The 25,121-nt window shown below is 70.6% G+C and carries 26 protein-coding genes and 1 pseudogene; 16 read left to right on the forward strand and 11 right to left on the reverse strand.

The window, feature by feature from the left end; genetic code table 11:
• Window positions 1–17: 17 nt before the first annotated feature.
• Window positions 18–263, reverse strand: a complete 246-nt coding sequence (locus ACIRF9_RS45140; RefSeq protein ID WP_403835240.1) for a DUF397 domain-containing protein — start codon at window positions 261–263, stop codon at window positions 18–20.
• The gene (locus tag ACIRF9_RS45145; RefSeq protein ID WP_403835243.1) at window positions 260–1,066 is read right to left on the reverse strand and encodes a Scr1 family TA system antitoxin-like transcriptional regulator; all 807 of its coding nucleotides are present in this window, start codon (window positions 1,064–1,066) and stop codon (window positions 260–262) included. Before ACIRF9_RS45145 ends, ACIRF9_RS45140 begins: the two co-directional genes overlap by 4 nt.
• A 113-nt stretch (window positions 1,067–1,179) precedes the next feature.
• On the opposite strand from ACIRF9_RS45145, the gene ACIRF9_RS45150 reads away from it, so the two are divergent.
• Window positions 1,180–1,605, forward strand: coding sequence for an ATP-binding protein (locus ACIRF9_RS45150; protein WP_403835245.1), 426 nt, complete (start codon window positions 1,180–1,182; stop codon window positions 1,603–1,605).
• On the opposite strand, the gene ACIRF9_RS45155 is transcribed toward ACIRF9_RS45150, so the two are convergent.
• Entirely contained in the window at window positions 1,583–3,058 is a 1,476-nt protein-coding gene (locus tag ACIRF9_RS45155; protein ID WP_403835248.1) for a hypothetical protein, read from the reverse strand. The two genes, ACIRF9_RS45150 and ACIRF9_RS45155, sit on opposite strands and share 23 nt — an antisense overlap.
• A gap of 128 nt (window positions 3,059–3,186) precedes the next feature.
• On the opposite strand from ACIRF9_RS45155, the gene ACIRF9_RS45160 reads away from it, so the two are divergent.
• Together ACIRF9_RS45160 and ACIRF9_RS45165 are read left to right on the forward strand one after the other, a co-directional pair.
• Entirely contained in the window at window positions 3,187–3,867 is a 681-nt protein-coding gene (locus ACIRF9_RS45160) for a response regulator transcription factor (protein ID WP_403835250.1), read from the forward strand.
• Window positions 3,854–5,353: a sensor histidine kinase gene (locus tag ACIRF9_RS45165; RefSeq protein WP_403835253.1), complete on the forward strand. Its 1,500-nt coding sequence runs from the start codon at window positions 3,854–3,856 to the stop codon at window positions 5,351–5,353. Before ACIRF9_RS45160 ends, ACIRF9_RS45165 begins: the two co-directional genes overlap by 14 nt.
• Window positions 5,354–5,454: 101 nt before the next feature.
• On the opposite strand, the gene argS is transcribed toward ACIRF9_RS45165, so the two are convergent.
• Window positions 5,455–7,218 carry an arginine--tRNA ligase gene (gene argS, locus ACIRF9_RS45170; protein WP_403835255.1) on the reverse strand — a complete coding sequence of 588 codons (1,764 nt, stop codon included), beginning with the start codon at window positions 7,216–7,218 and terminating at the stop codon, window positions 5,455–5,457.
• A 140-nt stretch (window positions 7,219–7,358) separates the two neighbouring features.
• On the opposite strand from argS, the gene lysS reads away from it, so the two are divergent.
• On the forward strand, window positions 7,359–9,101 hold the full coding sequence (gene lysS / locus ACIRF9_RS45175; protein WP_403835256.1) for a lysine--tRNA ligase: 1,743 nt from the start codon (window positions 7,359–7,361) through the stop codon (window positions 9,099–9,101).
• A 71-nt stretch (window positions 9,102–9,172) separates the two neighbouring features.
• Here the strand turns inward: lysS and ACIRF9_RS45180 are convergent, their stop codons facing one another.
• The 3 genes from ACIRF9_RS45180 to ACIRF9_RS45190 all read right to left on the reverse strand — a co-directional run bounded on the left by ACIRF9_RS45180 (window position 9,173) and on the right by ACIRF9_RS45190 (window position 12,535).
• Window positions 9,173–10,543, reverse strand: coding sequence for a DUF2637 domain-containing protein (locus tag ACIRF9_RS45180; RefSeq protein ID WP_403835258.1), 1,371 nt, complete (start codon window positions 10,541–10,543; stop codon window positions 9,173–9,175).
• Window positions 10,544–10,617: 74 nt separating this feature from the next.
• Window positions 10,618–11,541 (reverse strand): DUF3558 domain-containing protein, encoded by a 924-nt coding sequence (locus ACIRF9_RS45185; RefSeq protein ID WP_403835260.1) that lies wholly within the window; start codon window positions 11,539–11,541, stop codon window positions 10,618–10,620.
• 133 nt (window positions 11,542–11,674) lie between these two features.
• The gene (locus tag ACIRF9_RS45190; protein ID WP_403835262.1) at window positions 11,675–12,535 is read right to left on the reverse strand and encodes a DUF3558 domain-containing protein; all 861 of its coding nucleotides are present in this window, start codon (window positions 12,533–12,535) and stop codon (window positions 11,675–11,677) included.
• A gap of 203 nt (window positions 12,536–12,738) precedes the next feature.
• On the opposite strand from ACIRF9_RS45190, the gene ACIRF9_RS45195 reads away from it, so the two are divergent.
• Complete coding sequence (locus ACIRF9_RS45195; protein WP_403835264.1) at window positions 12,739–13,932, forward strand: RtcB family protein; 1,194 nt, start codon at window positions 12,739–12,741, stop codon at window positions 13,930–13,932.
• A gap of 36 nt (window positions 13,933–13,968) precedes the next feature.
• Here the strand turns inward: ACIRF9_RS45195 and ACIRF9_RS45200 are convergent, their stop codons facing one another.
• Window positions 13,969–15,231 carry a GNAT family N-acetyltransferase gene (locus tag ACIRF9_RS45200; protein WP_403835267.1) on the reverse strand — a complete coding sequence of 421 codons (1,263 nt, stop codon included), beginning with the start codon at window positions 15,229–15,231 and terminating at the stop codon, window positions 13,969–13,971.
• A 92-nt stretch (window positions 15,232–15,323) separates the two neighbouring features.
• On the opposite strand from ACIRF9_RS45200, the gene ACIRF9_RS45205 reads away from it, so the two are divergent.
• Entirely contained in the window at window positions 15,324–15,608 is a 285-nt protein-coding gene (locus tag ACIRF9_RS45205) for a hypothetical protein (RefSeq protein WP_403835269.1), read from the forward strand.
• Entirely contained in the window at window positions 15,596–15,901 is a 306-nt protein-coding gene (locus tag ACIRF9_RS45210; RefSeq protein ID WP_403835272.1) for a hypothetical protein, read from the forward strand. The genes ACIRF9_RS45205 and ACIRF9_RS45210 overlap by 13 nt, the downstream gene beginning before the upstream one ends.
• A gap of 120 nt (window positions 15,902–16,021) precedes the next feature.
• Here ACIRF9_RS45210 and ACIRF9_RS45215 read toward each other — a convergent pair whose 3' ends face one another.
• Window positions 16,022–16,798 carry an SDR family NAD(P)-dependent oxidoreductase gene (locus ACIRF9_RS45215; RefSeq protein ID WP_403835274.1) on the reverse strand — a complete coding sequence of 259 codons (777 nt, stop codon included), beginning with the start codon at window positions 16,796–16,798 and terminating at the stop codon, window positions 16,022–16,024.
• Window positions 16,799–16,896: 98 nt separating this feature from the next.
• On the opposite strand from ACIRF9_RS45215, the gene ACIRF9_RS45220 reads away from it, so the two are divergent.
• Window positions 16,897–17,334, forward strand: coding sequence for an ester cyclase (locus tag ACIRF9_RS45220; RefSeq protein ID WP_403835277.1), 438 nt, complete (start codon window positions 16,897–16,899; stop codon window positions 17,332–17,334).
• A 19-nt stretch (window positions 17,335–17,353) separates the two neighbouring features.
• On the opposite strand, the gene ACIRF9_RS45225 is transcribed toward ACIRF9_RS45220, so the two are convergent.
• Window positions 17,354–17,689: a YnfA family protein gene (locus tag ACIRF9_RS45225; protein ID WP_403835279.1), complete on the reverse strand. Its 336-nt coding sequence runs from the start codon at window positions 17,687–17,689 to the stop codon at window positions 17,354–17,356.
• A gap of 110 nt (window positions 17,690–17,799) precedes the next feature.
• Between ACIRF9_RS45225 and ACIRF9_RS45230 the strand changes: the two genes are divergently transcribed.
• From ACIRF9_RS45230 to ACIRF9_RS45245, 4 genes are read left to right on the forward strand one after another with little or no spacing between them, the layout of a single operon-like run.
• Window positions 17,800–18,267 (forward strand): hypothetical protein, encoded by a 468-nt coding sequence (locus tag ACIRF9_RS45230; RefSeq protein ID WP_403835280.1) that lies wholly within the window; start codon window positions 17,800–17,802, stop codon window positions 18,265–18,267.
• A 58-nt stretch (window positions 18,268–18,325) separates the two neighbouring features.
• Window positions 18,326–18,799, forward strand: a complete 474-nt coding sequence (locus ACIRF9_RS45235; RefSeq protein WP_403835282.1) for a MarR family winged helix-turn-helix transcriptional regulator — start codon at window positions 18,326–18,328, stop codon at window positions 18,797–18,799.
• A 7-nt stretch (window positions 18,800–18,806) separates the two neighbouring features.
• On the forward strand, window positions 18,807–19,877 hold the full coding sequence (locus tag ACIRF9_RS45240; protein ID WP_403835285.1) for a permease: 1,071 nt from the start codon (window positions 18,807–18,809) through the stop codon (window positions 19,875–19,877).
• Window positions 19,874–20,623 carry a TIGR03943 family putative permease subunit gene (locus tag ACIRF9_RS45245; protein ID WP_403835288.1) on the forward strand — a complete coding sequence of 250 codons (750 nt, stop codon included), beginning with the start codon at window positions 19,874–19,876 and terminating at the stop codon, window positions 20,621–20,623. Before ACIRF9_RS45240 ends, ACIRF9_RS45245 begins: the two co-directional genes overlap by 4 nt.
• Here ACIRF9_RS45245 and ACIRF9_RS45250 read toward each other — a convergent pair.
• Window positions 20,620–20,964: pseudogene (locus tag ACIRF9_RS45250) on the reverse strand (helix-turn-helix domain-containing protein); the annotation flags it as partial. The gene ACIRF9_RS45245 and the pseudogene ACIRF9_RS45250 sit on opposite strands and share 4 nt — an antisense overlap.
• A gap of 167 nt (window positions 20,965–21,131) precedes the next feature.
• Here ACIRF9_RS45250 and ACIRF9_RS45255 point away from each other — a divergent pair.
• From ACIRF9_RS45255 to ACIRF9_RS45270, 4 genes are all read left to right on the forward strand, one after another.
• Window positions 21,132–22,223: an LLM class flavin-dependent oxidoreductase gene (locus ACIRF9_RS45255; protein ID WP_403835291.1), complete on the forward strand. Its 1,092-nt coding sequence runs from the start codon at window positions 21,132–21,134 to the stop codon at window positions 22,221–22,223.
• On the forward strand, window positions 22,220–22,816 hold the full coding sequence (locus tag ACIRF9_RS45260) for an FMN reductase (protein WP_403835293.1): 597 nt from the start codon (window positions 22,220–22,222) through the stop codon (window positions 22,814–22,816). The genes ACIRF9_RS45255 and ACIRF9_RS45260 overlap by 4 nt, the downstream gene beginning before the upstream one ends.
• 158 nt (window positions 22,817–22,974) lie before the next feature.
• Window positions 22,975–23,685 (forward strand): response regulator transcription factor, encoded by a 711-nt coding sequence (locus tag ACIRF9_RS45265; RefSeq protein WP_403835401.1) that lies wholly within the window; start codon window positions 22,975–22,977, stop codon window positions 23,683–23,685.
• Window positions 23,686–25,101 carry an ATP-binding protein gene (locus ACIRF9_RS45270; protein ID WP_403835296.1) on the forward strand — a complete coding sequence of 472 codons (1,416 nt, stop codon included), beginning with the start codon at window positions 23,686–23,688 and terminating at the stop codon, window positions 25,099–25,101.
• The last annotated feature ends 20 nt before the right edge of the window (window positions 25,102–25,121 follow it).

A 25,121-nucleotide genomic window follows, 5' to 3' on the forward strand; every position in this document is an offset into this window, starting at 1 on the left:
AGCCACTGACAACGGGGTTACTTGAGGGCGGAGGTGAAGTCCGCCCAGGCGGCGGGGGTGAGCAGCAGGGCGGGGCCGCTGTCGGGGGTGTGCTTGGAGTCGCGGATGTGGATGGCGGAGGGGGTGAGGGCGACTTCGAGGCAGGCGCCGCCTTCGCTGCCGCTGTAGCTCGACTTCCGCCACTCGAAGGCGACTTCGAGGCACTGGCCGCCCTGGTCACTGCTGTATGTCGACTTGAACCACTGAAGTGCTTCGGCGCTCATCGCTCTCCTAGCAGGCGGTCGAGCAGGCCCAGCGAATCCTGGGTGGTCAGGGCCTGTGTTCGCAGCATCGCATACTTGCGCGCGAGGATGGACACCTCATCTGCGTCGGAAACCCACTGGCTGCCGCGTTGACCCTCGGCATACGCCAGGTGCTGGTGATCCGGTGTTTCGACCAGGATGAAGGGGCCGTCCAAGCCTGCGTTGCACGGGCTCCGCATCGGTAGGAACTGCAAGGACACGCACGGCAGTTCGGCAAGCTCCCGCAGATACCGAAGTTGCGCCCGCCGATCCCCGATCTCCATGTACAGCACCGGCTCCCACACCACGAAACTCAAGGTGGGCGGGTTCTTCCGGCGCAGGATCTCCTGGCGGTCCAGCCGGAGTGCCGTGTACGTCTCGATCTCGTCCTCGTCGTACGCCGGAACCCTGTTGCGCAGTACGGCCCGGACGTACGGCTCGTTCTGGAGCAGGCCCGGCAGGACAGCGTTGTCGTACCAGGACAGCGCGATCGCCTCCCGCTCATGTTCCATGTACAGCTCGGCCCACAGGGGGAACTGGTCGATCTCCGGGAGGTTGGCCACGCCGGTCGCCAACATCCCCTTCGTGTCGAGGACTTCGTCCAGCAGCGCCGCCAGATCCGGCTTCAGGGCCCGTCTGCCCTGTTCGATCGAGGCGATGGTCTCCTCGTCCAGCCGGACGAGTTCGGCGAGACCGCCCTGGGTGTGGCCCGCCTCGCGGCGGGCCGTGCCGAGCTGCTTGCCCAGCATCCTCATGGTCGAGTGGTTCTTCCTGCGCTGGCTCATGGTGCTGCCCATCCCCGTGTGCGACGGTGCCTGACCCGGGCGGGGCCCGTACAGAAATTCCGTACGGCCTCACACACTGCTCAACGATAGTCACTCTCCGCAACCCTCGTCCCGTGAACGAGACGATCCAACTCCCGCCCCTCCGCGAGAGGTTCTTCCGCCGGGAACGGCGTTCCGTCCCCGCCGCGAGGCTGTTCGCGTCGGAGACCCTCGCCGGGTGGGGGCTCGCAGGGGCCGAGCGGGCGGACGACGTGCTGTTGTGTGTCAGCGAGCTGGTGACCAACGCGCTGCTGCACGGCGTACCGCCCGGCCGTCAGTTTCTGCTGTTCCTGCGGTACGACGGGCGGGTGATCCGCGTCGAGGTGCACGACAGCGGGACCGGGGTGCCCCAGGTGGTCGAGCCGGAGGGTGAAGGCGGGCGGGGGCTGCTGCTGGTGGCCGCGCTCAGTGACGACTGGGGTGTTCGGGAACGCCCGCTCGGGAAGGTCGTGTGGTGCGAGTTCGTGAGCTCGTCGGTCAACGGGCGACATAGACGGTGACTCGCGCCCCGTTGACGTGGTTCGTCCCGTACTCGCGGAAATGGCGCCGCAAGGTGCTTGTCTTCGCTTCGTCCTGCGGGTTGGTCGGCGCGGGCGCGCCCGCCGGGTCGCGGACTGCGACGATCCGGTCGAATTCCAGCATGCGTGCCGCTATGTCCTGGGCGGGAAGCTCGACACCAGCAAGCGTGTTGGACGAAACGGGGTCCTGGGCCAGGGCCAGATCCGTCAGGGAACGGGTGTCCTCGGGGTCGGCCGCGGTCCAGGCCCGGTACCGGGCGGAGAGATAGAGCAGCCCGTCGCCGGGACGGCCTTCCTCGCGTACGGCGGCGCCGATGGCGGTGGTGTCATTGCTCCGGCTCTGGGGCGTCCTCAGCGAAAGGCTCGGCTGGACGAGCGCGGCCAGCGCGGCGACCGCCGCGGTCCACGCGATCCACGCGTTGTGGGAAGACCGCTGCCGCCGGTGGAAGTAGTCGATCCAGGCGCCCAGCAGCAAGGCGATTCCGATATTGCCGAAGAGCACGTACCGGTCGACGAAAAGGGGCTTGACCAGTGAGGTGATCAGCAGCAGAAGCCCCGGAAGCACAAGGATCGGCACAGCCAGCGCGGAAAGCCGCACGGGCCCCCTCCTCCCCAGAGGTGCCAGGGCACACACCACGCCCACGCCCGCCGCAACCAGGAAATACTGAAGCCGCACCGGTGCGCCGATCCAGGACACCTGCTCCGACTGCCCGGCACTGAGGATCGCCAGCGGCGCCAGCCCGGCCACCACCCCCGCGGCAGCCGCACTCCACGCTCTCAGCACCGGTCGTGGAACACGGGAGACGACCAGGGTGACGCCGTGTGCGACCAGGGCGAGGACCGCGAACTCATGGAGCAGACAGGCCAGCAGCATGGTGCAGCCGTAGACCGCCCACCGCCACCGGGCGCGCTGCGGAACGCTGACCACGAGCGCATAGGTCGCCCAGGCGACCAGGGCGCAGACCATGGCGTACGAGCGGCCTTCCTGCGCGTACTTCTGTACCTGGGGAAGGAGCGGGAACACCAGCCCGGCCAGCAGCCCGGCACGGGGTCCTGCCAGGCGTAGCCCCAGAAGCCCGACTCCGCTCGCCGCCACCGACATCGCCAGCACGGACGGCAGCCGCAACGTCAGCAGCCCTCCGCCGAAGAGACCGAAGACCTCGTGCATCACGGCGTAGTAGAGGGCATGGACCAGGTCGATGTGCTGGGCGGTGTGCCATATCTGCGAAAGATCGCGGTGCGCGACCTGATAGGTGACGGCCTCGTCCCCCCACATCGTGTTCTTCCTGCGGATGCCCCAGAGCCCCAGAGCGATGGTCAGGGTCAAGGGCGCGATGACGACAACGGCTTTGGCCGGGCCCGGTGATCGTCGACGGGCGGGTACGAGAGGGGAGATCGCCTCGGCTACCGCGGGGGCACGTTCATCAACGGACATCGGTGGCAGGGCCTTTCAGCAGGGGCGAAGAGACGCCGCCAGCGTGCCGGGACCTCGTTGACCGGATGCTGATCCAACCTGACCGGACGATCAGGAAGGCGGGCCCGCGCTGTGCGAGGCTGCACCGCATGCGCATTCTGGTGGTCGAAGACGAGGTGGACCTCGCTCACACCCTGCACACCGGTCTGACCGCCGAGGGCTACAGCGTCGACCTCGCCCATGACGGCCGGCAGGGGCTGTGGATGGCCCGGACCGGCGAATACGCCCTGGTCGTACTGGACTTGATGCTGCCCGGACTCAACGGCTACAAGGTCTGCGCCCAGTTGCGCCGGGAGGGCAACGCGACCCCCATCCTGGTGCTCACCGCCAAGGACGGGGACTGGGATCAGGCGGAGGCCCTGGACACGGGGGCCGACGACTACCTGGCCAAACCCTTCTCCTACGTGGTGCTCGTCGCCCGGCTGCGGGCCCTGGTCCGACGAGCCGCCACGGTCGCCCCGCCCGTCCTCGCCGTGGGCGACCTCTCGCTGGATGTCGCCGGCCGGGTCTGCCGCCGGGCCGGGGCCCGGGTGGACCTCACGCCCCGGGAGTTCGCCGTACTGGAGCTGCTGGCCCGCCGGGCGGGCCAGGCGGTCTCCAAAGCGGATCTGCTCTATCACGCATGGCCCGACGAAGCCCTGGATCCCAACCTGGTGGAGGCGCGCGTCAGCGCCCTCCGCAAGAAGGTGGACGCCGCGTTCGACCGGCAGTCCCTGCAGACCGTACGGGGCACCGGCTACCGACTGGTGGACGACCGTGACCGCGACTGAGCCTCGACGCCGCTGGTGGCCGCGTTCGGTACGGGCCCGTACGGCCCTGGCCGCCGCCTCGGCCGCCGCCGTCATCCTGGTCGGTATCGGCTGGTGGATACACCGCGACGTCTACCGCGAGAGCACGCGGATCGCCGAAGAGCAGGCGCGGGAACAGCTCCTGGCTCTCGTCGATCAGCTGGAGGAGGGTGTGGTTCCCGTTCGCCGAAGCCCTGTGCCGTACGAGGTCGTCGCGACCGGCCGCCGCGCCGCTGTCGCCTACGGCGGAGGCATGGAGGAGTTCGATCCCGGCACCCACCATGTGCTGCCCGCCCCACCGAGGGCCGAGTTGCCCGCCCCACCGGATGACGGGGCGGTCTGGGGCTACACGACCCGCCCCATGCGCATACCGGCGCGCCCCGACTCCAAGCCCTGGGACCTGTTCGGCCAGGACGGTGGGACCTACCTGGTCATGTACGACGATGTCAGGGCCGATGAGCTGGGCGCCGACAGAGCCGCCGCTCTGGGTGTCGCCCCCGACGCCCAACTGCGGGTCTACGCGGTGGTGCTCCCGCACGCAGGCGAGGACATCGCCGAGGCGATCACCGAGGCCACCGACCGCCTGCTGCTGCGGGCCGGGCTCGTCGGCCTCGTACTGATCGCCGCCGTCGCCTACTTCGCCGTCCGCATCGCGCTGCGGCCGGTCGAGGCCATCCGCGTCCTCACCGCCTCGGTCACCGCGAACGACCCCCGCGAACGCGTCACCGTCCCCGCCACGGGACACGAGATCACCGCCCTGGCCACCACCATCAACACCACCCTCCAGCGCCTCGACAACGCCGCCGCCCGGCAACGCCGCTTCGTCGCGGACGCCGCCCACGAACTGCGCAGCCCCCTCACCACACTGCTGGCCAGCCTGGAGGTCGCGCTCGCCTACCCGGAACGCACCGACTGGCCCGCCGCGGCCACCACCGCCGCACGACAGACCCGCCGCCTCCAGGCCCTCGCAGAAGACCTGCTGCTCCTCGCCCGCCTCGACACCCGCACCCCCACCACCGGCCCCGACACCGTCGACCTGACAGCCCTCGCCTCCCGGCTGACCGAGCAGTACCCCCTCACCGAACGGCAGTTGACCCTCACCTGCGACAGCACCGCCCCCGCACACGCATACGGGAACCCCGACGAATACGAACGGCTGCTGCGCAACCTCATCGACAACGCCGCCCGCCACGCCGCACACCGCATCCAGATCACCGTCCGGAACGAGGACGACTGGGTCGTCCTTACGGTGCACGACGACGGACCGGGCGTGCCCACCGAGGACGCCGAGCGCGTCTTCGAACGCTTCGTCCGGCTCGACGACGCCCGCTCCCGCGACCACGGCGGCACCGGCCTGGGCCTCGCCATCGCCCGCGACCTGGCCCACCGCCACGGAGGCACCCTCACCCTCACCCCCCGGACCCTCGGAGCATGCTTCGAGCTACGCCTTCCCCGGGCCCCCGGCTAGTCCACCTTCACCTCGAAGCACTCCCGAACAACGGCCTGTGGCCGGTCCCCCGGGGGAGGACCGGCCACAAGCCGTTGCCGTGCTGAGGCCGGTGAGGCCGCTCAGAGCTTCTCGGGCGTCCGGATGCCCAGCAGGGCCATGCCCTGGTGCAGGGTGCGGGCCGTGACATCGCACAGGAGGAGGCGGTTCTCCGCCACGTCCAGCGGCGGCTGAGGCTTGATCACCGGGCACTTGTCGTAGAACGACGTGAACAGCGACGCCAGCTGATACAGATACGCCGCCACCTTGTGCGGGGCGTACTCCGCCGCCGCCTCGAAGACCGTGTCGCCGAACGCGTCCACGTGCAGGCCCAGCGCCCGCTCCGCCGCGTGCAGCTCCAGTTCCGGATGCGCGGCCGGCCGTACGTCTCCCGCCTTGCGGAGGATCGACTGGATACGCGCGTACGCGTACTGGAGGTAGACGGAGGTGTCGCCGTTCAGCGAGACCATCTGGTCCAGGTCGAACTTGTAGTCGCGGTTGGCCGACGTCGACAGGTCCGCGTACTTCACGGCGCCGATGCCGACCTGGGCGGCCCGCTCCTGGATCTCGTCCTCGGTGAGGTCCTGCGCCTTCTCCCGGACGACCTCGGCGGCCCGCTGCACCGCCTCGTCCAGCAGGTCCTCCAGCCGTACGGTCTCGCCCTCACGCGTCTTGAACGGCTTGCCGTCCGCGCCCAGCACCGTGCCGTAGCCCATGTTGTGCGCGGTGACCTCGTCGGTGAGCCAGCCCGCCCGCCGTGCCGTCTCGAAGACCATCTTGAAGTGCAGCGACTGCCGCACGTCCACGACGTAGATCAGCGAGGTGGCGTGCAGGTCGGTGACCCGGTTGCGGATCGCGGTGAGGTCGGAGGCCGCGTAGCCGAAGCCGCCGTCCGCCTTCTGCACGATCAGCGGGACCGGCTGGTCGTCCTTGCCCCGGATGTCGTCGAAGAACACGACGAGGGCGCCCTCCGAGCGGACCGCGACGCCCATCTCCTCCAGGAGGCGGGCGGTCTCGGGCATGCCGTCGTTGTACGCCGACTCGCCGACGATCTCGTCGTCGCGGATCTCCATGTCGAGCTTCTCGAAGACCGAGTAGAAGTAGACCTTCGACTCGTCCACGAACCGCTGCCAGAAGTCCAGGGTCTCCTTGTCGCCGGACTGGAGGGCCACGACCCTCTTGCGCGCCCGCTCCTTGAAGTCCTCGTCCGCGTCGAAGACCGCACGCGAGGCCTTGTAGACCCGGTTCAGGTTCGACATGGCCTGCTCGCCGTCCGTGTCGGTCTCCACGGACAGCGCGTCCGGGTTCTCGATCAGGTACTGGATGAGCATGCCGAACTGGGTGCCCCAGTCGCCGATGTGGTGCCGACCGATCGTCCGCTCGCCGGTGAAGTCGAGCATGCCGCGCAGGGCGTCGCCGATCACCGCCGACCGCAGATGGCCGACGTGCATCTCCTTGGCCACGTTCGGCTGGGCGTAGTCGATGACCGTGATGCCCGGGTCCGCCTTGGCCGGTACGCCGAGACGGTCGCCGTCCGCGTACCGCGCGGCCAGGTTCTCGGTGATCGCCCGGTCCGCGAGCGTGATGTTGAGGAAGCCGGGCCCGGAGACCTCGACGTCCTGGATCAGCTCCGCGCCGGTGGCGATGTGGGAGACGACCTGTGTCGCCAGCTCCCGCGGGTTCGCCTTCGCCTTCTTGGCGAGGGCCAGGATCCCGTTGGCCTGGAAGTCGGCCCGGTCGCTTCGTCGCAGCAGCGGGTCGGCGGAACCGGCCTCCGGCAGGGCAGCCGAGAGTGCCGCCGCGAGGCGCTGCTGGACGGAGTCGCTGAGGGACGTGACCGAGGCCATAGGAAGGGGTGCCGTTCTCCTCGTGGGAATGGATGGTCTCCGCCAGTATCCCACGGGGGGTAAAGCCGTTTTCCCGGTCGGGACACGGTCTGTGACAATGGAGCGTCACCCGTAGCGTCACCCGTTCAGTAAAGAAGGACGTGCCGATCGTGGCTCAGAGCACCGAGACCACCGACTGGGTCTCCCGTTTCGCGGACGAGGTCATCGAGGAGTCGGAGCGTCGGGCCCCCGGCAAACCTGTCGTCGTCGCATCCGGCCTCTCGCCCTCGGGCCCCATCCACCTGGGCAATCTGCGCGAGGTCATGACCCCGCACCTCGTCGCCGACGAGATCCGCCGGCGCGGCCACCAGGTCCGCCATCTGATCTCCTGGGACGACTACGACCGCTACCGCAAGGTGCCCGCCGGCATCGCCGGGGTCGACGACGGCTGGGCCGAGCACATCGGCAAGCCCCTCACCTCCGTCCCGGCCCCCGCCGGATCGGCGTACCCGAACTGGGCCGAGCACTTCAAGGCCGCGATGGTCGAGTCGCTGGCCGAGCTCGGCGTGGAGTTCGACGGCATCAGCCAGACCGCGCAGTACACCTCCGGTGTCTACCGGGACCAGGTTCTGCACGCCGTCGCGCACCGCGCCGACATCGACGCGATCCTCGACCAGTACCGGACGAAGAAGACGCCCGCGAAGCAGTCGCAGAAGCCGGTCGACGAGGCCGAGCTGGAGGCCGCCGAGGGCTCGGGCGCGGCCGGCGAGGACGACGGCAGCAGCTCCGGCTCCGTCGGCTACTTCCCGTACAAGCCCTACTGCGGCAACTGCGAGAAGGACCTCACGACCGTCACCTCCTACGACGACGACACCACCGAGCTGACCTACGCCTGCACCGCGTGCGGCTTCTCGGAGACCGTCCGGCTCAACGAGTTCAACCGCGGCAAGCTGGTCTGGAAGGTCGACTGGCCCATGCGGTGGGCGTACGAGGGCGTCGTCTTCGAGCCGTCGGGCGTCGACCACTCCTCGCCGGGGTCGAGCTTCCAGGTCGGCGGGCAGATCGTCGGGATCTTCGGCGGCAAGCAGCCCATCGGGCCGATGTACGCGTTCGTCGGCATCAGCGGCATGGCCAAGATGTCGTCCTCGCGCGGCGGCGTGCCCACCCCGGCCGACGCCCTGAAGATCATGGAGCCGCAGATCCTGCGCTGGCTCTACGCCCGCCGCAGGCCCAACCAGTCCTTCAAGATCGCCTTCGACCAGGAGATCCAGCGGCTCTACGACGAGTGGGACAAGCTGGACGGGAAGGTGGCGGAGGGGGCCGCGCTGCCGGCCGACGTGGCCGCGCACTCGCGCGCGGTGCGCACGGCCACCGGTGAGCTGCCGCGTACGGCGCGGACGCTGCCGTACCGGACGCTCGCCTCCGTCGCCGACATCACCGCCGGGCACGAGGACCAGGCGCTGCGGATCCTGAGCGAACTGGACCCCTCGGACCCGCTCGGCACGCTCGACGAGGCCCGGCCCCGGTACGACAAGGCCGAGGCATGGATCAACACGCACGTCCCCGCCGACCAGCGGACCATCGTGCGCGAGGAGCCGGACGCCGAGCTGCTGAAGTCCCTCGACGAGGCCTCCCAGCAGTCCCTGCGGCTGCTGCTCGACGGCCTCGCCGATCACTGGTCGCTGGACGGGCTGACCCACCTCGTCTACGGCGTCCCGAAGGTGCAGGCCGGGTTCGCCGCCGATGCCACGCCCAAGGAACTGCCGCCGGAGATCAAGACCGCCCAGCGGACGTTCTTCGCGCTGCTGTACCACCTGCTCGTCGGGCGCGACACCGGTCCGCGGCTGCCCACGCTGCTGCTGGCGGTGGGGCAGGAGCGGGTGCGGGCGTTGCTCGGGCAGTGACGCCGTGAGGAAAGCGCCCGGTGCCGTGGGGCACCGGGCGCTTTCTCATGCGGCTTTCTCATGCGTGTTTCTCAGGCGATGTGCTCGTCCGCCAGTTCCGCGTTGAGGCGGTTGGAGAAGCGGTTCACCATGCGCTTGGCCTCGGCCTCGGGGAGCGTGATGCCGTACGTCGCCTCGACGTCGACGATGAATCCCTTCGGGGTCGGTGCTCCGTTTCCGCCCTTGATCGACTCACGGAAGACCTGGTAGTACGCGTCCTCGTCCGGTTCCGGGGGGCCGCCGCCCTCGCCCAGTTCGCGGGTGCGGCCCGGGCCCACCGGGATGGGGAACGTGCCGGTCTCCTCCGGGGAGGGTTCCTGGCCCGGGGCCGGGGGCTCCTCCTCGTACTGCTCGCGGTACTCGGTGGCGTGCTGTTCCTGCTCGTACCACTGGGCGTACTGCTCCGAGGGGTCGTAGGTGGGGTCGTAGCCGCCTTGGTACTGGATGTGGTTCGGGTCCGCCGCCTGGAACCAGGGGCTCTCGTCGGGGGGCGGTTCGTTGTCCGGGTACCCGGGGTTCTGGTTGCCGCCGGGGTATGCGCGCTGCTCGCTGGGAGGTGCCGCTGCGCCCACCCGTGCCGCCCCAGCGGCACGATTGCCCGCAGCTACGGTGTCGGAGGCGGGCGCTGCCGTCAGCGCGGCCGCCGCCGCAGACACGTCGGCACCCGCCGCCGTGAGTTCCTGGTGTGGGGAGGCCGGCGGGAGTACCGCCGGTTCTATGCCTGCTGCTGCCAGGCCCGCTGGGGCCGTTTCTGCCAGGGGGACGCCGTAGCGGGCCAGGCGGAGGGGCATCAGGGACTCGACCGGGGCCTTGCGGCGCCAGGCGCGGCCGAAGCGGGAGCGGAGCCTCGCCTGGTAGACGAGACGTTCCTGCTCCAGCTTGATCACCTGGTCGTAGGAGCGGAGCTCCCACAGCTTCATACGGCGCCAGAGGAGGAAGGTGGGGACGGGGGAGAGCAGCCAGCGCGTGATGCGGACGCCCTCCATGTGCTTGTCGGCCGTGATGTCCGCTATGCGGCCGATGGCGTGGCGGGCCGCCTCGACGGCGACCACGAACAGGACCGGGATCACCGCGTGCATGCCCGTGCCCAGCGGGTCCGGCCAGGCGGCCGCGCCGTTGAAGGCGATGGTGGCCGCCGTCAGCAGCCAGGCCGTCTGGCGGAGCAGCGGGAACGGGATGCGGATCCAGGTCAGGAGCAGATCCAGGGCCAGCAGGACGCAGATGCCCGCGTCGATGCCGATCGGGAACACGTAGGAGAAGTTCCCGAATCCTTTTTTCAGGGCCAACTCGCGCACGGCCGCGTACGAGCCGGCGAAGCCGATGCCGGCGATGATCACGGCGCCGGTCACGACCACGCCTATGAGAACGCGGTGCATCCGAGTCAGCTGGATTGGCGCGGCCACCTACTTCCCTCCCCTTGCGTGTTGTTGCGCGCAACAGGGTGGCACATGTGTGCGGCGCACGTGTTGCCGGATCGTCAGCTCTTCGAGGAAGTGGACTTCGAAGCCGACGTGGTCGCCGTCTTCGAGGGGGTCTTGGAGGCCGTCGCCTTCGGGGTCGCGGAGGCGGACTTCGAGGCCGACTTGGTGGGGGACGGGCTCGTCGTCGTGCCCGAACTGCCGCTGCCGCCTTCGCCGTTGGCGGACTGCACCGCGGCCACGACCTCCTTGGCCGCCTTCTTCGCCGCCGTCGTCAGGGTGTCGGCGCTCGGGGTCTTCTCGCCGGCCAGGCCGGCGCCGTTGTAGTCGAGGGTCACGATCACGTTCTCGACGCGGGCGACGATCGTCTGCTGCTTGAAGGCGCCTTCCTTCTTCTTCAGGTCGTAGCGCACCACCGTCGCCTGGTCGCCCGTCCCGGTGACCGTCTCCGTCTTGGTGTTCTTCGCGTCCGCCACGCTCTGGGCGGCTTTGACCTGCTTCGCGTAGTACGTCTCCGCCTGTGTCTCGGCGTCACCGCTCGCCGTGTCCGACTCGAAGCGCAGCAGGGAGACGTTGAGCCAGCGGAACTGGGAGCCCTTTACCCCGTTGTTGTCGAGGCTGGACCAGGAGCAGCTGGTGCGGGCGGCAACATCGCTGGAGGCGCCCTCCTTGCCCGAGGACGTCCCCTTCGGGACCAGTTCGGTCAGCGTCTTCTTCGACAGCACCTTGCAGGCGCCGGGCAGCGTCGCGTACGCGGCCGCCTGGACGGTGGGGGAGGAGCTGGCGGCGACCTTGCCGGAGCCGCCGGTGCCCTGCGCGTTGTCCGTGGTGGCGGAGCCCGAGTCCGAGCCGGAGTCCGAGGAGCAGGCCGCGGCGAACACCATCACCGGCACCGCGAGTGCGGCGGCCAGGACACGGTTCAGGCCTCCCGTACGGGGGGCGCGCTGGGCAAACTGGTCGTCTCGCTGGGCTCGTCGCTGCATGGTTCCTTCACTCATGACGCTCGTGGTTCCTGCGGTCGGATCGGGTCCGAGGGGCCACGGTACGCGGTGAGACAGCTGTGCGGTTCCGCTTCACCGGCTTTGCGGACCTGCCCCGGGCGCACGACGAAGGCCGTTATCCCGCCAGGGAGTCGGCCAGCCGAGAGGCCAGTTTCCGGGCCTTGTCCTGCATTTCCTCGCTGTCCGGGACCGTTCCGACGGTGGCCGGCTGCTCCTCGTACTCGATGGTCACGATGACGTTGGACGTGCGGAACGCCACAGTCACGGTGCGCTGTTTCACCGTCGACCCCGAACTGCTGAGCGCGTCGTCGACGAACGCCTCGTCGCCGAGGTCGTCCAGGAGGCGGGGCTGGAGGCCGGTGGGGGTGGCGGAGGCGGAGGAGCCGGCCGAGGCGGAGCCGGAAGAGGTCGCGGAGCCGGAAGGGGTCGCGGAGCTGGACGGGGTCGCGGAGCCGGACGGGGTCGAGGAGGTCGAGGGGCTCGCGCTGGAAGCAGGGGTCTCCGTGGCGGTGTCGGAGGGTGTGGGCTCCGGGAGGTCGGCCGCGGCGACCTTCTTGGCGAACAACTCCTCGGCCTCGTTGTCGTCGCTGACGGAGTTGTCGTAGGAGACGACACGTTCGAAGTCGACGGAGAGGCGGTCGGTGGAGTCCGTCGACTGCGCCTTCCAACGGCAGCCCACCTTGCGGTCCGTGTCGTACGTCAGCGTCGCCTCGCCCGCGTAGGCGGTCTCGCGCTGCTGTTCGTCGGCGAGTTCCTTGATGCCGGGCAGCAGGGAGTCGAGCGTGGACCGTCCGACGGCGCTGCAGGCCTCGGGGAGGGTGGTGTACTTGCCGGGCTGCGCGGTGGCCGAAGCCGTGCCGGCCTCGCCGGGGTTGGAGTCGTCCGTCGAACCGCCGTTGTCCGAGCCGCCGGTGCAGCCGACCAGCAGCGCCGCGAGGAGGGCGGCGACGCCGGATACATAGGCCTTCCGCTGCACGGTCGGCTCCTCTCGACGGTCGCGTGATGATCGTGGTCCAGTGTCCCCGCTGGTTAATCGCTTGCCGGGCGGGGGCGGCACCGGCAGACAATGTGTATCGCACGCAACACCGTGGACGCCGGTCCGTTGTCCTTTTTCGTCGACCTTGGCGCCGGTTTTGCGACTTGAGACTTCTTTTGTGATTCCGGGGGGTTGGGGACGATATGTCGTACGTGGAAATGCCGGGCGCGAAGGTACCGATCCGGATGTGGACCGACCCGGCGACGGTGGAGGACGTCGCGCTGCAGCAGCTGCGCAATGTCGCCACCCTGCCGTGGATCAAGGGTCTGGCGGTCATGCCGGACGTCCACTTCGGGAAGGGCGCGACGGTCGGTTCGGTCATCGCGATGCAGGGTGCGGTGTGCCCGGCCGCGGTCGGCGTCGACATCGGCTGCGGGATGTCCGCCGTCAGGACGTCCCTGACGGCGAACGACCTGCCCGGGGATCTGTCGCGGCTGCGGTCGAAGATCGAGCAGGCCATTCCGGTGGGGCGGGGGATGCATGACGACCCGGTGGACCCGGGGCGGCTGCACGGCTTCGCCGCCGCGGGCTGGGACGACTTCTGGGGGCGGTTCGGGGGCGTCGCCGATGCGGTGAAGTTCCGTCAGGAACGTGCCACCAAGCAGATGGGAACGCTCGGATCCGGCAACCACTTTGTCGAGGTCTGCACGGATACGACCGGTTCCGTCTGGCTGATGCTGCACTCCGGTTCCCGCAACATCGGCAAGGAACTCGCCGAGTTCCACATCGGCGTGGCCCAGAAGCTCCCGCACAACCAGGGTCTGGTCGACCGCGACCTCGCCGTCTTCATCGCGGAGACCCCGCAGATGGCGGCGTACCGCAACGACCTGTTCTGGGCGCAGGAGTACGCGAAGTACAACCGCACGGTCATGATGGCGCTCCTGAAGGACGTGATCCGCAAGGAGTTCCGGAAGGCGAAGCCGACCTTCGAGCCGGAGATCAGCGCTCACCACAACTACGTCGCCGAGGAGCGCTACGACGGGATGGACCTGCTCGTGACCCGTAAGGGCGCGATCCGGGCCGGTTCCGGCGAGTACGGGATCATCCCGGGCTCCATGGGCACGGGTTCGTACATCGTGAAGGGCCTCGGCAACGAGAAGGCCTTCAACTCGGCGTCGCACGGCGCCGGCCGGCGCATGAGCCGCAACGCGGCCAAGCGGCGCTTCTCGACGAAGGACCTGGAGGAGCAGACACGGGGCGTGGAGTGCCGTAAGGACTCCGGCGTCGTGGACGAGATCCCGGGCGCCTACAAGCCGATCGAGCGGGTCATCGACCAGCAGCGGGACCTCGTGGAGGTCGTGGCGAAGCTGAAGCAGGTCGTCTGCGTGAAGGGCTGAGCCGGCAGGGGGAGGGCCAGGGCCCTCCCCCTGCGGTCACACCAGCCGTTTCTCCAGCAGTGTCACCGCGTACGGGCTGCCCGAGCCGCCGTCCTTCGCGCGCTGTTCGCCTACGACCCGGTAGCCGGCGGACTCGTAGTAGGCGCGGAGGCGGGGGTTGGAGGAGAGGCAGTCCAGGCGGGCGTAGGGAAGGCCCTCGGTGGCTATGCGGGACTCGGCGTGGGTGAGGAGTTCGCGGCCCGTGCCCGGGGGTGCCGTGTGGGGGGTTGTCATCAGGCGGTGGATGTAGCCGGCGTCGGGTGGGCGGGGGCCCCAGGCGGCGGGGTCGGTCCACCAGAGCTCGTAGGCGCCGGTCACCGAGCCGTTCGTGTGGGCCAGCCAGACTTCGCCCTCGCGCATGCGGTCGCGGAAGTGGGTCTCGTCCTTCTCGCCCGGTCGCCACTGGTCGATGCCTCGGGCCAGTTGCCAGAGCGCCGCCGTGTCGCGGAGGCGGACCAGGAGGGGGGCGTCCTGGGGCGTGGCCCTGCGGTAGGTGAGGTCCGGCCAGGTGGTGGGGGTCGGTTCCAGGAGGCGGGTGCGCAGGGTTGTGGAGAGGGACCGCGCGTTCAGGTCCAGGGCCTGTGTCACGTAACCCTCCACCGAGCCGTAGCGGGCGCGCAGGGAGGAGAGGAACAGACGCATCACCGACTCGGGGGCTCGGGCGAAGCCCGGCCAGGTGGGGGAGCGGCCCTCGTTGCGGGCGCGCCAGTCGGCCAGCAGGGCCGGTGTCGCGAGTTCCGTCAGGCTGAAGTCCTCGATGATCGTCTCGTCGGGGACGTCGAGGAGGGCCAGGATCAGGGCCGCCAGTTCGCCGGTGCGGTCCTTGCCGGAGGCGCAGTGGAAGACCAGGGCCCGTTCTTCCGACGCTTCCGCGACCAGTTCCAGGGCCGCCCGGATCTCCTTCGTGCCGTCCTCCGCCACCTCCATGAAGCGTTCCGCGAGGTACGGGCCCGGGTCGACGTCGGGCGTCAGGGCCGCCTGGTTGTAGGGGCGGTGTTCGATGCTCAGGTTGTGGTACGTGAACGAGGCGTCCGCCGGGACACGGCCTCTCCCCTCGGCTTCCCAGGGATGGCGGAGGTCGATCACCGTGCCCACGCCCAGGGCCAGGAAGCGCGTCCAGTCGTCCGTGTCCTTGGTCAGCTTGCCCAGGGAGTCCGCGCGGTACAGCCGGCCGGGGCGGACACGGCGGCCGTCGCGGGTCCGGTAGCCGCCCAGGTCGCGGAAGTTGTGCAGCTTGTCGAACGGTATGTGTCGGTCCACGTCGTGACCTTATGCGGCCGTCGCGGAACCGCGGTGGGGCGGTGCGCTGTCTTGAGGTGAGCCGAATCGGCCTGTTGACACGGGGGTGTCTGATGAAGCGGATACGTGCGTCGGTGTGGACGGCGGGGGTCGTGCTCGTCGTGGGCAGTCTGCTCGCCGGGTGTTCGCAGGAGTACGACGACGAGCGGGGCAAGGGAGACGCCCCGGTGTCGGGGAAGACGGGGGACGACACCCCGGCCGAGGTGTTCAACATGCCCGACGGGTTCGGGAACCTCGCCACCAAGTGCGTGGGGCACGGGTTCCGGGCGTATGTGACCACCAACGCGACCGGGCCGTCCAATGTGCAGATCGTCGAGGACAAGACATGCGGCGGGTGAGCGCCGCCGGCCTGGTGGCCCTGCTCGTCCTCGCACTGGGCGGATGCTCGCGGGAGCACTACGACGAGCGGGGCAAGGCCGACGCCCCGGTGGCCAAAGGTGCGGGGGAGGACAGCCCCGCCGAGGTCTACAACTTCCCCGACGGGTTCGGGAACCTGGCCACCAAGTGCGTGGGGAAGGGCAAACGCGGTTACGCCACGACGAAGTCCGTGCAGGTCGAGGACGAGGACGACGTCGTCATCATCCCGGCCAACGCCGTGATCGTCGACGACCCGGGGTGCACGGCACCCTGACCGGTCACTTCGCGTGCCGCACCGCGTAGATCATCACGAACGCCACGATGTGGATGCCGAACAGGAAGTAGCCGAGCCACCACCACATCTGGCGTTCGTCGTGCGGGTCCTTGGAGGTCATCAGAGCTCCCTGTGCACCTTCGTGTTCGAGGCCTGCGCGCGGGGGCGCAGGACCAGGAGGTCGACGTTGACGTGGCTGGGGCGGGTCACCGCCCAGGTGATCGTGTCGGCCACGTCGTCGGCGGTGAGGGGTTCGGCGACGCCCTCGTAGACCTTCGCGGCCTTGTCGGCGTCGCCGCCGAAGCGGGTGAGCGCGAACTCGTCGGTCCTGACCATGCCGGGGGCGATCTCGATCACGCGGACGGGCTTGCCGACGATCTCCAGGCGGAGCGTCTCGGCGAGGACATGGGCGCCGTGCTTGGCGGCGACATAGCCGCCGCCGCCCTCGTACGTGCCGTGGCCGGCGGTGGAGGAGACCACCACGACCGTGCCGTCGCCGCTCGCCTCCAGCTTGGGCAGCAGGGCCTGGGTGACGTGCAGGGTGCCGAGGACGTTCGTCTCGTACATCGTGCGCCAGTCGGCCGGGTCGCCGGTGGCCACCGGGTCGGCGCCGAGGGCGCCGCCCGCGTTGTTCACGAGCACGCCGATCGCCTTGAAGGCGGTGGCGAACTCGTCGACGGCCGCGCGGTCCGTGACGTCCAGCTGGTACGCCGTCGCCGAGCCGCCCGCCGCGACGATCTCCTCGGCCAGCGCCTCGATGCGGTCCTTGCGGCGGGCGGTGAGGACGACGCGGTAGCCCGCGGTGGCGAGCTGCCGGGCCGTGGCGGCGCCGATTCCGCTGCTCGCACCGGTCACGACGGCGATGCGGGAGGCGGCGGACGGTGCGGCGGTGGCCATGGACTGCTCCTCGGGCGGGACGGTCGGCGTCGAAAGGGTGTCCGGCCAGGATAGGTGCGAAAATCGAGGTGGGTGATCCTCTGTCCGGGAGGTGGACCATGGGGCAGGCACGAGAGGTCATGGACCGGCTCACCGAGGCGCTGACCACGAGGGCGGACCTCAAGGTCATCGGTGAGCTGTTCGCGGATGACGCCGTCGCCGTCACCCCCGACGGCGGGGAGCTGCGCGGCCGGGACAGCATCGTCGAGTACTGGCGGCAGCTGACGGACGCGGTTCCCGAGGGCCGCTACGAGTCGCTGCACGCGTACGAGATCGGCAACACGGCCATCGACGAGGGGTTCTTCGGCGGCCGTAACACCGGGCCGATCCAGCTGCCCACCGGGGAGTCACTGCCGGCGACGAACAAGGAGGTCAGGCTCCGCGGGGTGGACTTCGCGACCATCGACGAGGACGGCCGGATCGTGGACTACCGGCTGTACTTCGACGAGATGGAGTTCCTGCAGCAGCTGGGGCTGGCGCCCGACGAGACGCCATAGCAGGCATAGCCGCTACAGCTCACCCGCCTCGCGGTGCCCACATGATCACGGCCATGCCCGCGAGGCAGATCAGCGCGCCCGCCAGGTCCCAGCGGTCGGGCCGGTAGCCGTCGGCGACCGCGCCCCACAGGAGCGAACCGGCGACGAAGATCCCGCCGTACGCGGCCAGGACACGGCCGAAGTGGGCGTCGGGCTGGAAGGTGGCGACGAACCCGTACGCGCCGAGCGCGAGGACTCCGCCGCCGGCCCAGAGCCAGCCGCGGTGCTCGCGCACGCCCTGCCAGACCAGCCAGGCGCCGCCGATCTCGAGGAGCGCGGCGAGGACGAAGAGGGCTGCGGAGCGGAGGATCGACATGCCGCCAGCTTCACACGCGCTGCCCTGTCACCTGTTGGAGGGCGCCTCGCCGTCCGTTCCGCGGGGGATACATGGCCGGGTAGGAGACGACCCGGACGAGGAGTGGTGGCATGCGCAGGATGCGGGGGCTCGCGGTGTGGGGGGCCATGGGGATGCTGGCGGTGGGCTCGCCCGCGGTGGCGGGGGACACGGCCGAGGCCGATCTCTCCTACCACGGCTCCGCCGTCATGCACGGCGGGCGGATCGACGTACGGCTGACCCCGCGCAACCACGGTCCGGCGGACGTCGCCGACGCGACCGTACGGCTGCGCTGGTCGGTGCCGCTCGCGGCGGGGGAGCAGCGGCTGCCCGAGAGGTGTGCGCGGACGGGGGAGCGGTCGGTGGTGTGCCGGACGGGTGCGCTGGCGGCGGACGGGCTGGGGGAGCGCATCGAGGTGGGGGTGCGGCTGCGGGGGCGGCCGACGGAGGCGACGGTGGCGATCGACACGGTGTGGGCGGGCGGTTCGGTGGACCGCAACCGGGCCAATGACCAACAGCAGGTGCTGGTGCTGGACACCGGGGACGCGTACTACTTCTGAGGTCAGTGAGGTCCCTGAGTACGATCTCGGCACACGGCGCTGACGAAGGGGTTGGGCGATGTCCGGGAACGTGCGGTCGAGGCTGCTGGACGAACTGTCCACCGTCTCCCGCCGGTACGTGGCGTCGTACGCCCTGTTCAACCAGGCGCTGGCCGACCGGCTCGGGCTGCATCCCACGGACCTGCAGTGTCTGAACCTGCTGACGCTGGAGCGGGAGCCGGTGACGGCGGGCCGGGTGGCCGAGCTGACGGGGCTGACCACCGGGTCGGCGACGCGGCTGGTGGACCGGCTGGAGAAGGCGGGGTACGTCGTCCGGGAGCGGGACACGGGCGACCGGCGGCGGGTGCTGGTGGCGCCGGTGCCGGAGCGGATCGCCGAGTTCGGGCGGATGTGGGAGCGGCTGGGCGGGGACCGCTCGCCCCTGTTCGAGGATCTGGCGGACGCCGAACTCGCCGTGATCGTGCGGCACATGAGGCGGACGGTGGAGTTCCACGGGGAGCGGATCGCGCGGTTGCGGGAAGGCCGGGTCTAGAGGGGACATGCGGGACACCGACATACGGGGCACGGATATACGGGGCACGGGCATACGAGACACCGGCATACGGGACACCGACACACCGGTGGACGGGGTGCAGGCGGCGGCCGCGGCGCGTCGACTGCCGCGCCAGTGGCCGCTGTTGCTGCTGGGCGCGGCGGTGCTGCCGGGGGCGCTGCTGGTGCTCGTCGGGCGGTCGCTGGAGGAGCCGGCCGTGCAGGCGTGGCGGACGGTGTGTCTGGCGGTGACCGTGCAGGCGCTGCCGTTCCTGCTGTTGGGTACGGCGCTGTCGGGAGCGATCAACGCGTTCGTGCCGGCGAGTGTGTTCGGGCGGCTGCTGCCGAAGCGTGCGGCGCTGGCGGTGCCGGTCGCGGGGGTGGCGGGGGTGGTGCTGCCGGGGTGCGAGTGCGCGTCGGTGCCGGTGGCGAACAGTCTGATCGGGCGGGGGGTCACGCCCGCGGCCGCGTTCGCCTTCCTGCTGTCGGCGCCCGCCGTGAACCCGGTGGTGCTGACGGCGACGGCCGTCGCGTTCCCGGGCAGCCCCGAGATGGTGCTGGCCCGGCTGCTGGCCTCGCTGGTGACGGCGGCGACGATGGGCTGGCTGTGGCTCTGGCTGGGCCGGGAGGAGTGGCTGCGGCCCGTCGTACGGCACACCGGGCACCGGCCGGGGGCCAGCCGCTGGACGGAGTTCCGGCGCGGCTTCCAGCACGACTTCCTGCACGCGGGGGGTTTCCTGGTGGTGGGGGCGATGGCGGCGGCAACGTTCAATGTGGCGGTGCCGCGCTCGGTCCTCGAGGCGTTCTCCGGTTCGCCGTGGCTGTCGGTGCTGTTCCTGGCGGCGCTGGCGATCCTGCTGGCGGTGTGCAGCGAGGCGGACGCGTTCGTGGCGGCCTCGCTGACCGGGTTCTCGCCGGTCGCCCGGCTGGCGTTCATGGTGGTGGGGCCGATGGTCGATCTGAAGCTGATCGCGTTGCAGGCGGGGACGTTCGGGCGGGCCTTCGCGGTCCGCTTCTCCTCGGCGACGGTGGTGGTCGCGGTGGTGTGCAGCGCGGTCGTGGGAGGGGTGCTGCTGTGAAGCGGTTCGCGCAGGTGGCGCTGCTCGTGCTCGCCGGGCTGGGGTTGTTGCACACCTCGCTGCTCACGGACGAGTACCTGCGGTTTGTGAAGCCGGGGATGCGGCCGCTGCTGGTCGTCTCCGGGGTGGTGCTGGTCGGGCTGGGGGTGGTGGAGGCCCTGGCCTCCCTCTCGAAGGAACGGCATGGCGCGGAGAGGGAACGGCATGACCCCGACGAGGGGCACGGGCACGACCACTCCGGTGTTCCGCGCGTCGCCTGGCTGCTGTTCCTGCCCGTGCTGAGCCTGCTGTTCTACGCGCCGCCCGCCCTCGGTTCGTACACGGCCTCCCGGGAGCCGGTGAAGGCCGTCGCGGTGCGGGACGACGGCTTCGACCCGCTGCCCACGACCTCGCCGCTGCCGATCACGCTGACCGACTTCACCCAGCGGGTGCAGCAGGACCGCAGCCGGGCCATCAAGGGACGTGCGGTGCGGCTGACGGGGTTCGCCTCGCCGGCCGGCGGGGACGGCTGGTATCTGACACGCATCCTGATCAGCTGCTGCGCGGCGGACGCCACGACGCTGAAGGTACGGGTGTACGGGGGCGCCGTGCCGAAGGCGGACACCTGGGTGACGGTCACCGGGACCTGGCACGCGGCCGGCACGCTGGGCACGTCGTCGGCGGTGGTGGCGCTGGACGCGCGGAGCGTGACGAAGGTGCGCAAGCCGTCCAACGCGTACATGGACGCGCTGCCCCTCACGTCCTAGCCGGAGGCGGCCTGGGCGTACGCGGACGGTGGCACTCCCACGGTCGCGGTGAAGTCCCGGGCCAGATGGGCCTGGTCGGCGTGGCCGAGGTCGGCGGCCAGGGCGGCCCAGTCGAGGTCGTCCCGGGTGGCGGCGGCTTCCAGGGCCTCGTGGATGCGGTAGCGGAGGATCACCCTCCCCCAGAGGGGGGACCCCCAGGGGCTGACGCCGACGTAGGCCGAGAAGAGCCGTTGCAGTGCCCGTACGGAGAGTCCGGCCGCGTCGGCGAAGTCGTCCACGCGACGGACCGTGCGGTCGGCGCGGGCGCGCTGGACGAGGGCCATGGCGCGGTCGGCCCGCGGGCCGGTGCCGGCCGCGGCGCAGGCGTCGGCGTTCGAGCGGCTGCGGGCGCTGGCGGGCCGGGATCCGGGCTGGGAATAGGTGAGTGCCGGTCGCTGGGAATAGGTGAGTGCGGGTCGCCGTTCTCCGGGTATAGTTGAACCGTCAACAACCTGGAGGGTGAGCGACCATGCAGTTCGGGATCTTCACGGTGGGCGATGTCACGCCGGACCCGACGACGGGCCGTACGCCGACCGAGCGCGAGCGGATCAAGGCCATGGTCGCGATCGCGCTGAAGGCCGAGGAGGTCGGCCTGGACGTCTTCGCGACCGGTGAGCACCACAACCCGCCGTTCGTGCCGTCGTCCCCGACCACCATGCTCGGCTGGATAGCCGCGCGGACGGAGAAGCTGATCCTCTCCACCTCCACCACCCTCATCACCACGAACGACCCGGTGAAGATCGCCGAGGACTTCGCGATGCTCCAGCACCTGGCCGACGGGCGGGTGGACCTGATGATGGGCCGTGGCAACACCGGCCCGGTGTATCCCTGGTTCGGGCAGGACATCCGGGAGGGCATCAACCTCGCCATCGAGAACTACGCCCTGCTCCACCGCCTGTGGCGGGAGGACGTCGTCGACTGGGAGGGAAAGTTCCGGACCGCCCTTCAGGGGTTCACCTCCACGCCGCGGCCGCTGGACGGCGTACCGCCCTTCGTCTGGCACGGCTCCATCCGGTCCCCGGAGATAGCCGAGCTGGCCGCCTACTTCGGCGACGGCTTCTTCCACAACAACATCTTCTGGCCGGCCGACCACACCAAGCGGATGGTCGAGCTGTACCGGGCCCGCTACGCCCACTACGGGCACGGCACCCCGGAGCAGGCGATCGTCGGGCTCGGCGGGCAGGTGTTCATGCGGAAGAACTCGCAGGACGCGGTGCGCGAGTTCCGGCCGTACTTCGACAACGCGCCGGTCTACGGGCACGGGCCGTCCCTGGAGGACTTCACCGACCAGACCCCGCTGACCGTCGGCACACCCGAGCAGGTCATCGAGAAGACCCTGACCTTCCGCGAGTACGCCGGCGACTACCAGCGCCAGCTGTTCCTCGTGGACCACGCGGGGCTGCCGCTGAAGACAGTCCTGGAACAGATCGACATGCTGGGCGAGGAGGTCGTGCCGGTGCTGCGCGAGGAGTTCGCGAAGGGGCGTCCGGCGGACGTGCCCGAGGCGCCGACCCACGCGTCCCTGCTCGCCGACGCGCAGAAGAAGGAGGCCGTCGCATGAAGCTCGTCGTCGTCTCGGCGGGGCTGAGCGTCCCGTCGTCGACCCGGCTGCTGGCCGACCGGCTGGCCGGGGCGGTGGCGGGGCAGGCCTCCGTCGACGTCCAGGTCGTGGAGCTGCGCGACCTCGCCGTCGAGATCGCGCACAACTTCACGAACGGGTTCCCCGGGCGGAAGCTGGCGGACGCGCTCGACGCGGTCGCCGCAGCCGACGGACTGATCGTCGTCACCCCGGTGTTCTCCGCCTCCTACAGCGGACTGTTCAAGTCGTTCTTCGACGTCCTGGACCAGGACGCGCTGACCGGCAAGCCCGTGCTGATCGCCGCGACCGGCGGTTCCGCCCGGCACTCGCTGGTCCTGGAGCACGCCCTGCGGCCGCTCTTCGCCCACCTGCGGGCCGTCGTCGTCCCGACCGCCGTCTACGCGGCCTCGGAGGACTGGGGCGCGGAGGGCCTGCCCGAGCGGATCGAACGGGCGGCGGGGGAGCTGGCGACGCTGATGGGCGGACTGTCGACGGCCTGTCCGGCGAAGCCGGCGAAGGACGCCTTCGAGGTCGTGCCGTTCGCCGAGCAGCTGGCGGCGATCTCCAGCAGGTGAGTTTCGAGCGCCGGCCGGTGTGTTTCAGCCTGTCTGGGGGCGGCAGCCCCCAGGCACGCCCGCCGGACGGTGAGAGCCGAGTAAGAAGGGCGATCGTAAGACCTTCCTCACGGCCGAACCGCCGGAGGCCTTGGCAGACTGGACCGGTGCCTCCCACCCTGCTGCTCGCCGAAGACGACCGCGCCATCCGTCACGCCCTGGAACGCGCCCTGGCCCTGGAGGGCTACCAGGTCACCGCGGTCGCCGACGGGGTCGAGGCGCTGGCGCACGCCCACAAGTCGCCGCCGGACGTGCTCGTCCTCGACGTGATGATGCCCGGGATCGACGGCCTCCAGGTCTGCCGGGTGCTGCGCGCCGAGGGCGACCGTACGCCGATCCTGATGCTGACCGCGCTGGTGGAGACCGCCGACCGGATCGCCGGCCTGGACGCGGGCGCGGACGACTACGTCGTCAAGCCGTTCGACGTCGAGGAGGTCTTCGCCCGGCTGCGGGCGCTGCTGCGCCGCACCAACCCGGGCAGCGTCCCCGCCGCACCCGAGGCGGCCGCCGCCCCGAAGCAGACGCCCGAGCGGCATGTGAAGGCGGCCGGACTGCGGATGGACCCGCAGGCGCGGCGGGCCTGGCGGGGCGAGCGGGAGCTGGAGCTGACCCGCACCGAGTTCGAGCTGCTGGAACTGCTGGTGCGCAACGCCGGGATCGTCCTCGACCACTCGACGATCTACGACCGCATCTGGGGCTACGACTTCGGCCCCGGCTCCAAGAACCTCGCCGTCTACGTCGGCTACCTGCGCCGCAAGCTGGACCAACCGGGCGCCTCGCAACTGATCCACACCGTGCGCGGGGTGGGTTACGTGCTGCGGGAGGACTGAGTGGGCGGGCTGCGCCGGCTGCTGGCTCGGCCGCGGCCCAAGCTGGTGTCGCTGCGGACCACGTTCGCGGTGTCCTTCGCGGCGGTGACCGCTGCCGTGACCGTGCTGGTGGGTGTGCTGTCGTACTCGGCGGCCGCGCGGCTGGTGCGGGTCGACCAGGAGTCGGTGTTCGACGAGGTCGTGCAGGATCTGCGGGACGAGGTGCGCGGGCACAGGATGGCGCCGGAGGACTTCTTCTCGGCGGCGCCGGGCCACGACATCGTGCGGCCCGCGCGGACGAACGTGCAGGTGCTGGGCGCCGACGGCACGGTCGCGGACAGCGGGAGCCCCCGGCTGCCGGTGGTGGCCGCGGACCGGGACGTCGCGGGGGCCGCGGCGGCCGGGCGGATGGCCGAGCACAAGGACGTGGACGTCGGCAGCGACGTCTACCGGGTGGCGACCGTCGCGCTCGGCGGCGGGCGGGGCGCGGTGCAGGTCGCGCAGGAGTTCAGCGACACCGAGGACCTGCTGCGGGCGCTCCAGCAGCGCACGCTGATCCTGATGACCGCCGTCGTGCTGGCCGCCGGCCTGTTCGGCTGGTGGCTGGCACGGCGCATCACCCACCGGCTCGTCATCCTGACCACCGCCGCCGAGGACGTCGCCCGCACCCGCCGCCTCGGTGTGCAGGTGCCGGTCACCGGACACGACGAGGTGGGCCGGCTCGGCCGTGCCTTCGACCGCATGCTGGGCCGGCTCGCCCAGTCGGAGGAGGACCAGCGGCGGCTGGTGCAGGACGCGGGGCACGAGCTGCGCACCCCGCTGACGTCGTTGCGGACGAACATCTCGCTGCTGCGCAGGATCGACGAGCTGCCGCCGTCGATGCGGGAGGAACTGGTCGCGGACCTGACCCAGGAGGCCCGCGAGCTGACCGACCTGGTCAACGAACTCGTCGACCTCGCGGCCGGCCAGTCCGACACCGAGCCCCCGCAGAAGCTGGACCTCGCCGACATCGCCGAGGAGGTCGCGGGGGTCGCCCGGCGCCGCACCGGGCGGGAGATCCTGGTCCGGGCGAGCGGCGACACCACGACCGACGGGCGGCCCGGCATGCTCCAGCGGGCGGTGTCCAACCTCGTCGAGAACGCGACCAAGTTCGACCGCGCGGGCAGGGCGCCCGTCGAGATCGCCGTCACCGGGCCCACCCGGCCGGGCACCGTCCGCGTCGAGGTCCTCGACCGTGGCCCCGGTGTCGCCGAGGCCGACCTCACCCGGGTCTTCGACCGCTTCTACCGCGCCGCCGACGCCCGCTCCCTGCCGGGCTCCGGCCTCGGCCTGTCGATCGTGCGGGAGGTCGCCCTCGCCCACGGCGGCGCGCCCTTCGCCCACCAGCGGGCGGGCGGCGGCTCGGTGATCGGGTTCACGGTCGGCGGGGGGTTGTGACGGGGGCGTCCGGCGTACGA

This window comes from Streptomyces sp. NPDC096132 (assembly GCF_044763345.1).
In the GTDB taxonomy this organism is placed as follows: domain Bacteria; phylum Actinomycetota; class Actinomycetes; order Streptomycetales; family Streptomycetaceae; genus Streptomyces.

Coding starts and splice junctions, on each gene's coding strand:
- ACIRF9_RS45140 (WP_403835240.1), bottom strand. CDS start 263: ATGAGCGCCGAAGCACTTCAGTGGTTCAAGTCGACATACAGCAGTGAC.
- ACIRF9_RS45145 (WP_403835243.1), bottom strand. CDS start 1,066: ATGAGCCAGCGCAGGAAGAACCACTCGACCATGAGGATGCTGGGCAAG.
- ACIRF9_RS45155 (WP_403835248.1), bottom strand. CDS start 3,058: ATGTCCGTTGATGAACGTGCCCCCGCGGTAGCCGAGGCGATCTCCCCT.
- ACIRF9_RS45160 (WP_403835250.1), top strand. CDS start 3,187: ATGCGCATTCTGGTGGTCGAAGACGAGGTGGACCTCGCTCACACCCTG.
- argS (WP_403835255.1), bottom strand. CDS start 7,218: ATGGCCTCGGTCACGTCCCTCAGCGACTCCGTCCAGCAGCGCCTCGCG.
- ACIRF9_RS45185 (WP_403835260.1), bottom strand. CDS start 11,541: ATGCAGCGACGAGCCCAGCGAGACGACCAGTTTGCCCAGCGCGCCCCC.
- ACIRF9_RS45195 (WP_403835264.1), top strand. CDS start 12,739: ATGTCGTACGTGGAAATGCCGGGCGCGAAGGTACCGATCCGGATGTGG.
- ACIRF9_RS45205 (WP_403835269.1), top strand. CDS start 15,324: ATGAAGCGGATACGTGCGTCGGTGTGGACGGCGGGGGTCGTGCTCGTC.
- ACIRF9_RS45210 (WP_403835272.1), top strand. CDS start 15,596: ATGCGGCGGGTGAGCGCCGCCGGCCTGGTGGCCCTGCTCGTCCTCGCA.
- ACIRF9_RS45215 (WP_403835274.1), bottom strand. CDS start 16,798: ATGGCCACCGCCGCACCGTCCGCCGCCTCCCGCATCGCCGTCGTGACC.
- ACIRF9_RS45220 (WP_403835277.1), top strand. CDS start 16,897: ATGGGGCAGGCACGAGAGGTCATGGACCGGCTCACCGAGGCGCTGACC.
- ACIRF9_RS45225 (WP_403835279.1), bottom strand. CDS start 17,689: ATGTCGATCCTCCGCTCCGCAGCCCTCTTCGTCCTCGCCGCGCTCCTC.
- ACIRF9_RS45230 (WP_403835280.1), top strand. CDS start 17,800: ATGCGCAGGATGCGGGGGCTCGCGGTGTGGGGGGCCATGGGGATGCTG.
- ACIRF9_RS45235 (WP_403835282.1), top strand. CDS start 18,326: ATGTCCGGGAACGTGCGGTCGAGGCTGCTGGACGAACTGTCCACCGTC.
- ACIRF9_RS45240 (WP_403835285.1), top strand. CDS start 18,807: ATGCGGGACACCGACATACGGGGCACGGATATACGGGGCACGGGCATA.
- ACIRF9_RS45255 (WP_403835291.1), top strand. CDS start 21,132: ATGCAGTTCGGGATCTTCACGGTGGGCGATGTCACGCCGGACCCGACG.
- ACIRF9_RS45260 (WP_403835293.1), top strand. CDS start 22,220: ATGAAGCTCGTCGTCGTCTCGGCGGGGCTGAGCGTCCCGTCGTCGACC.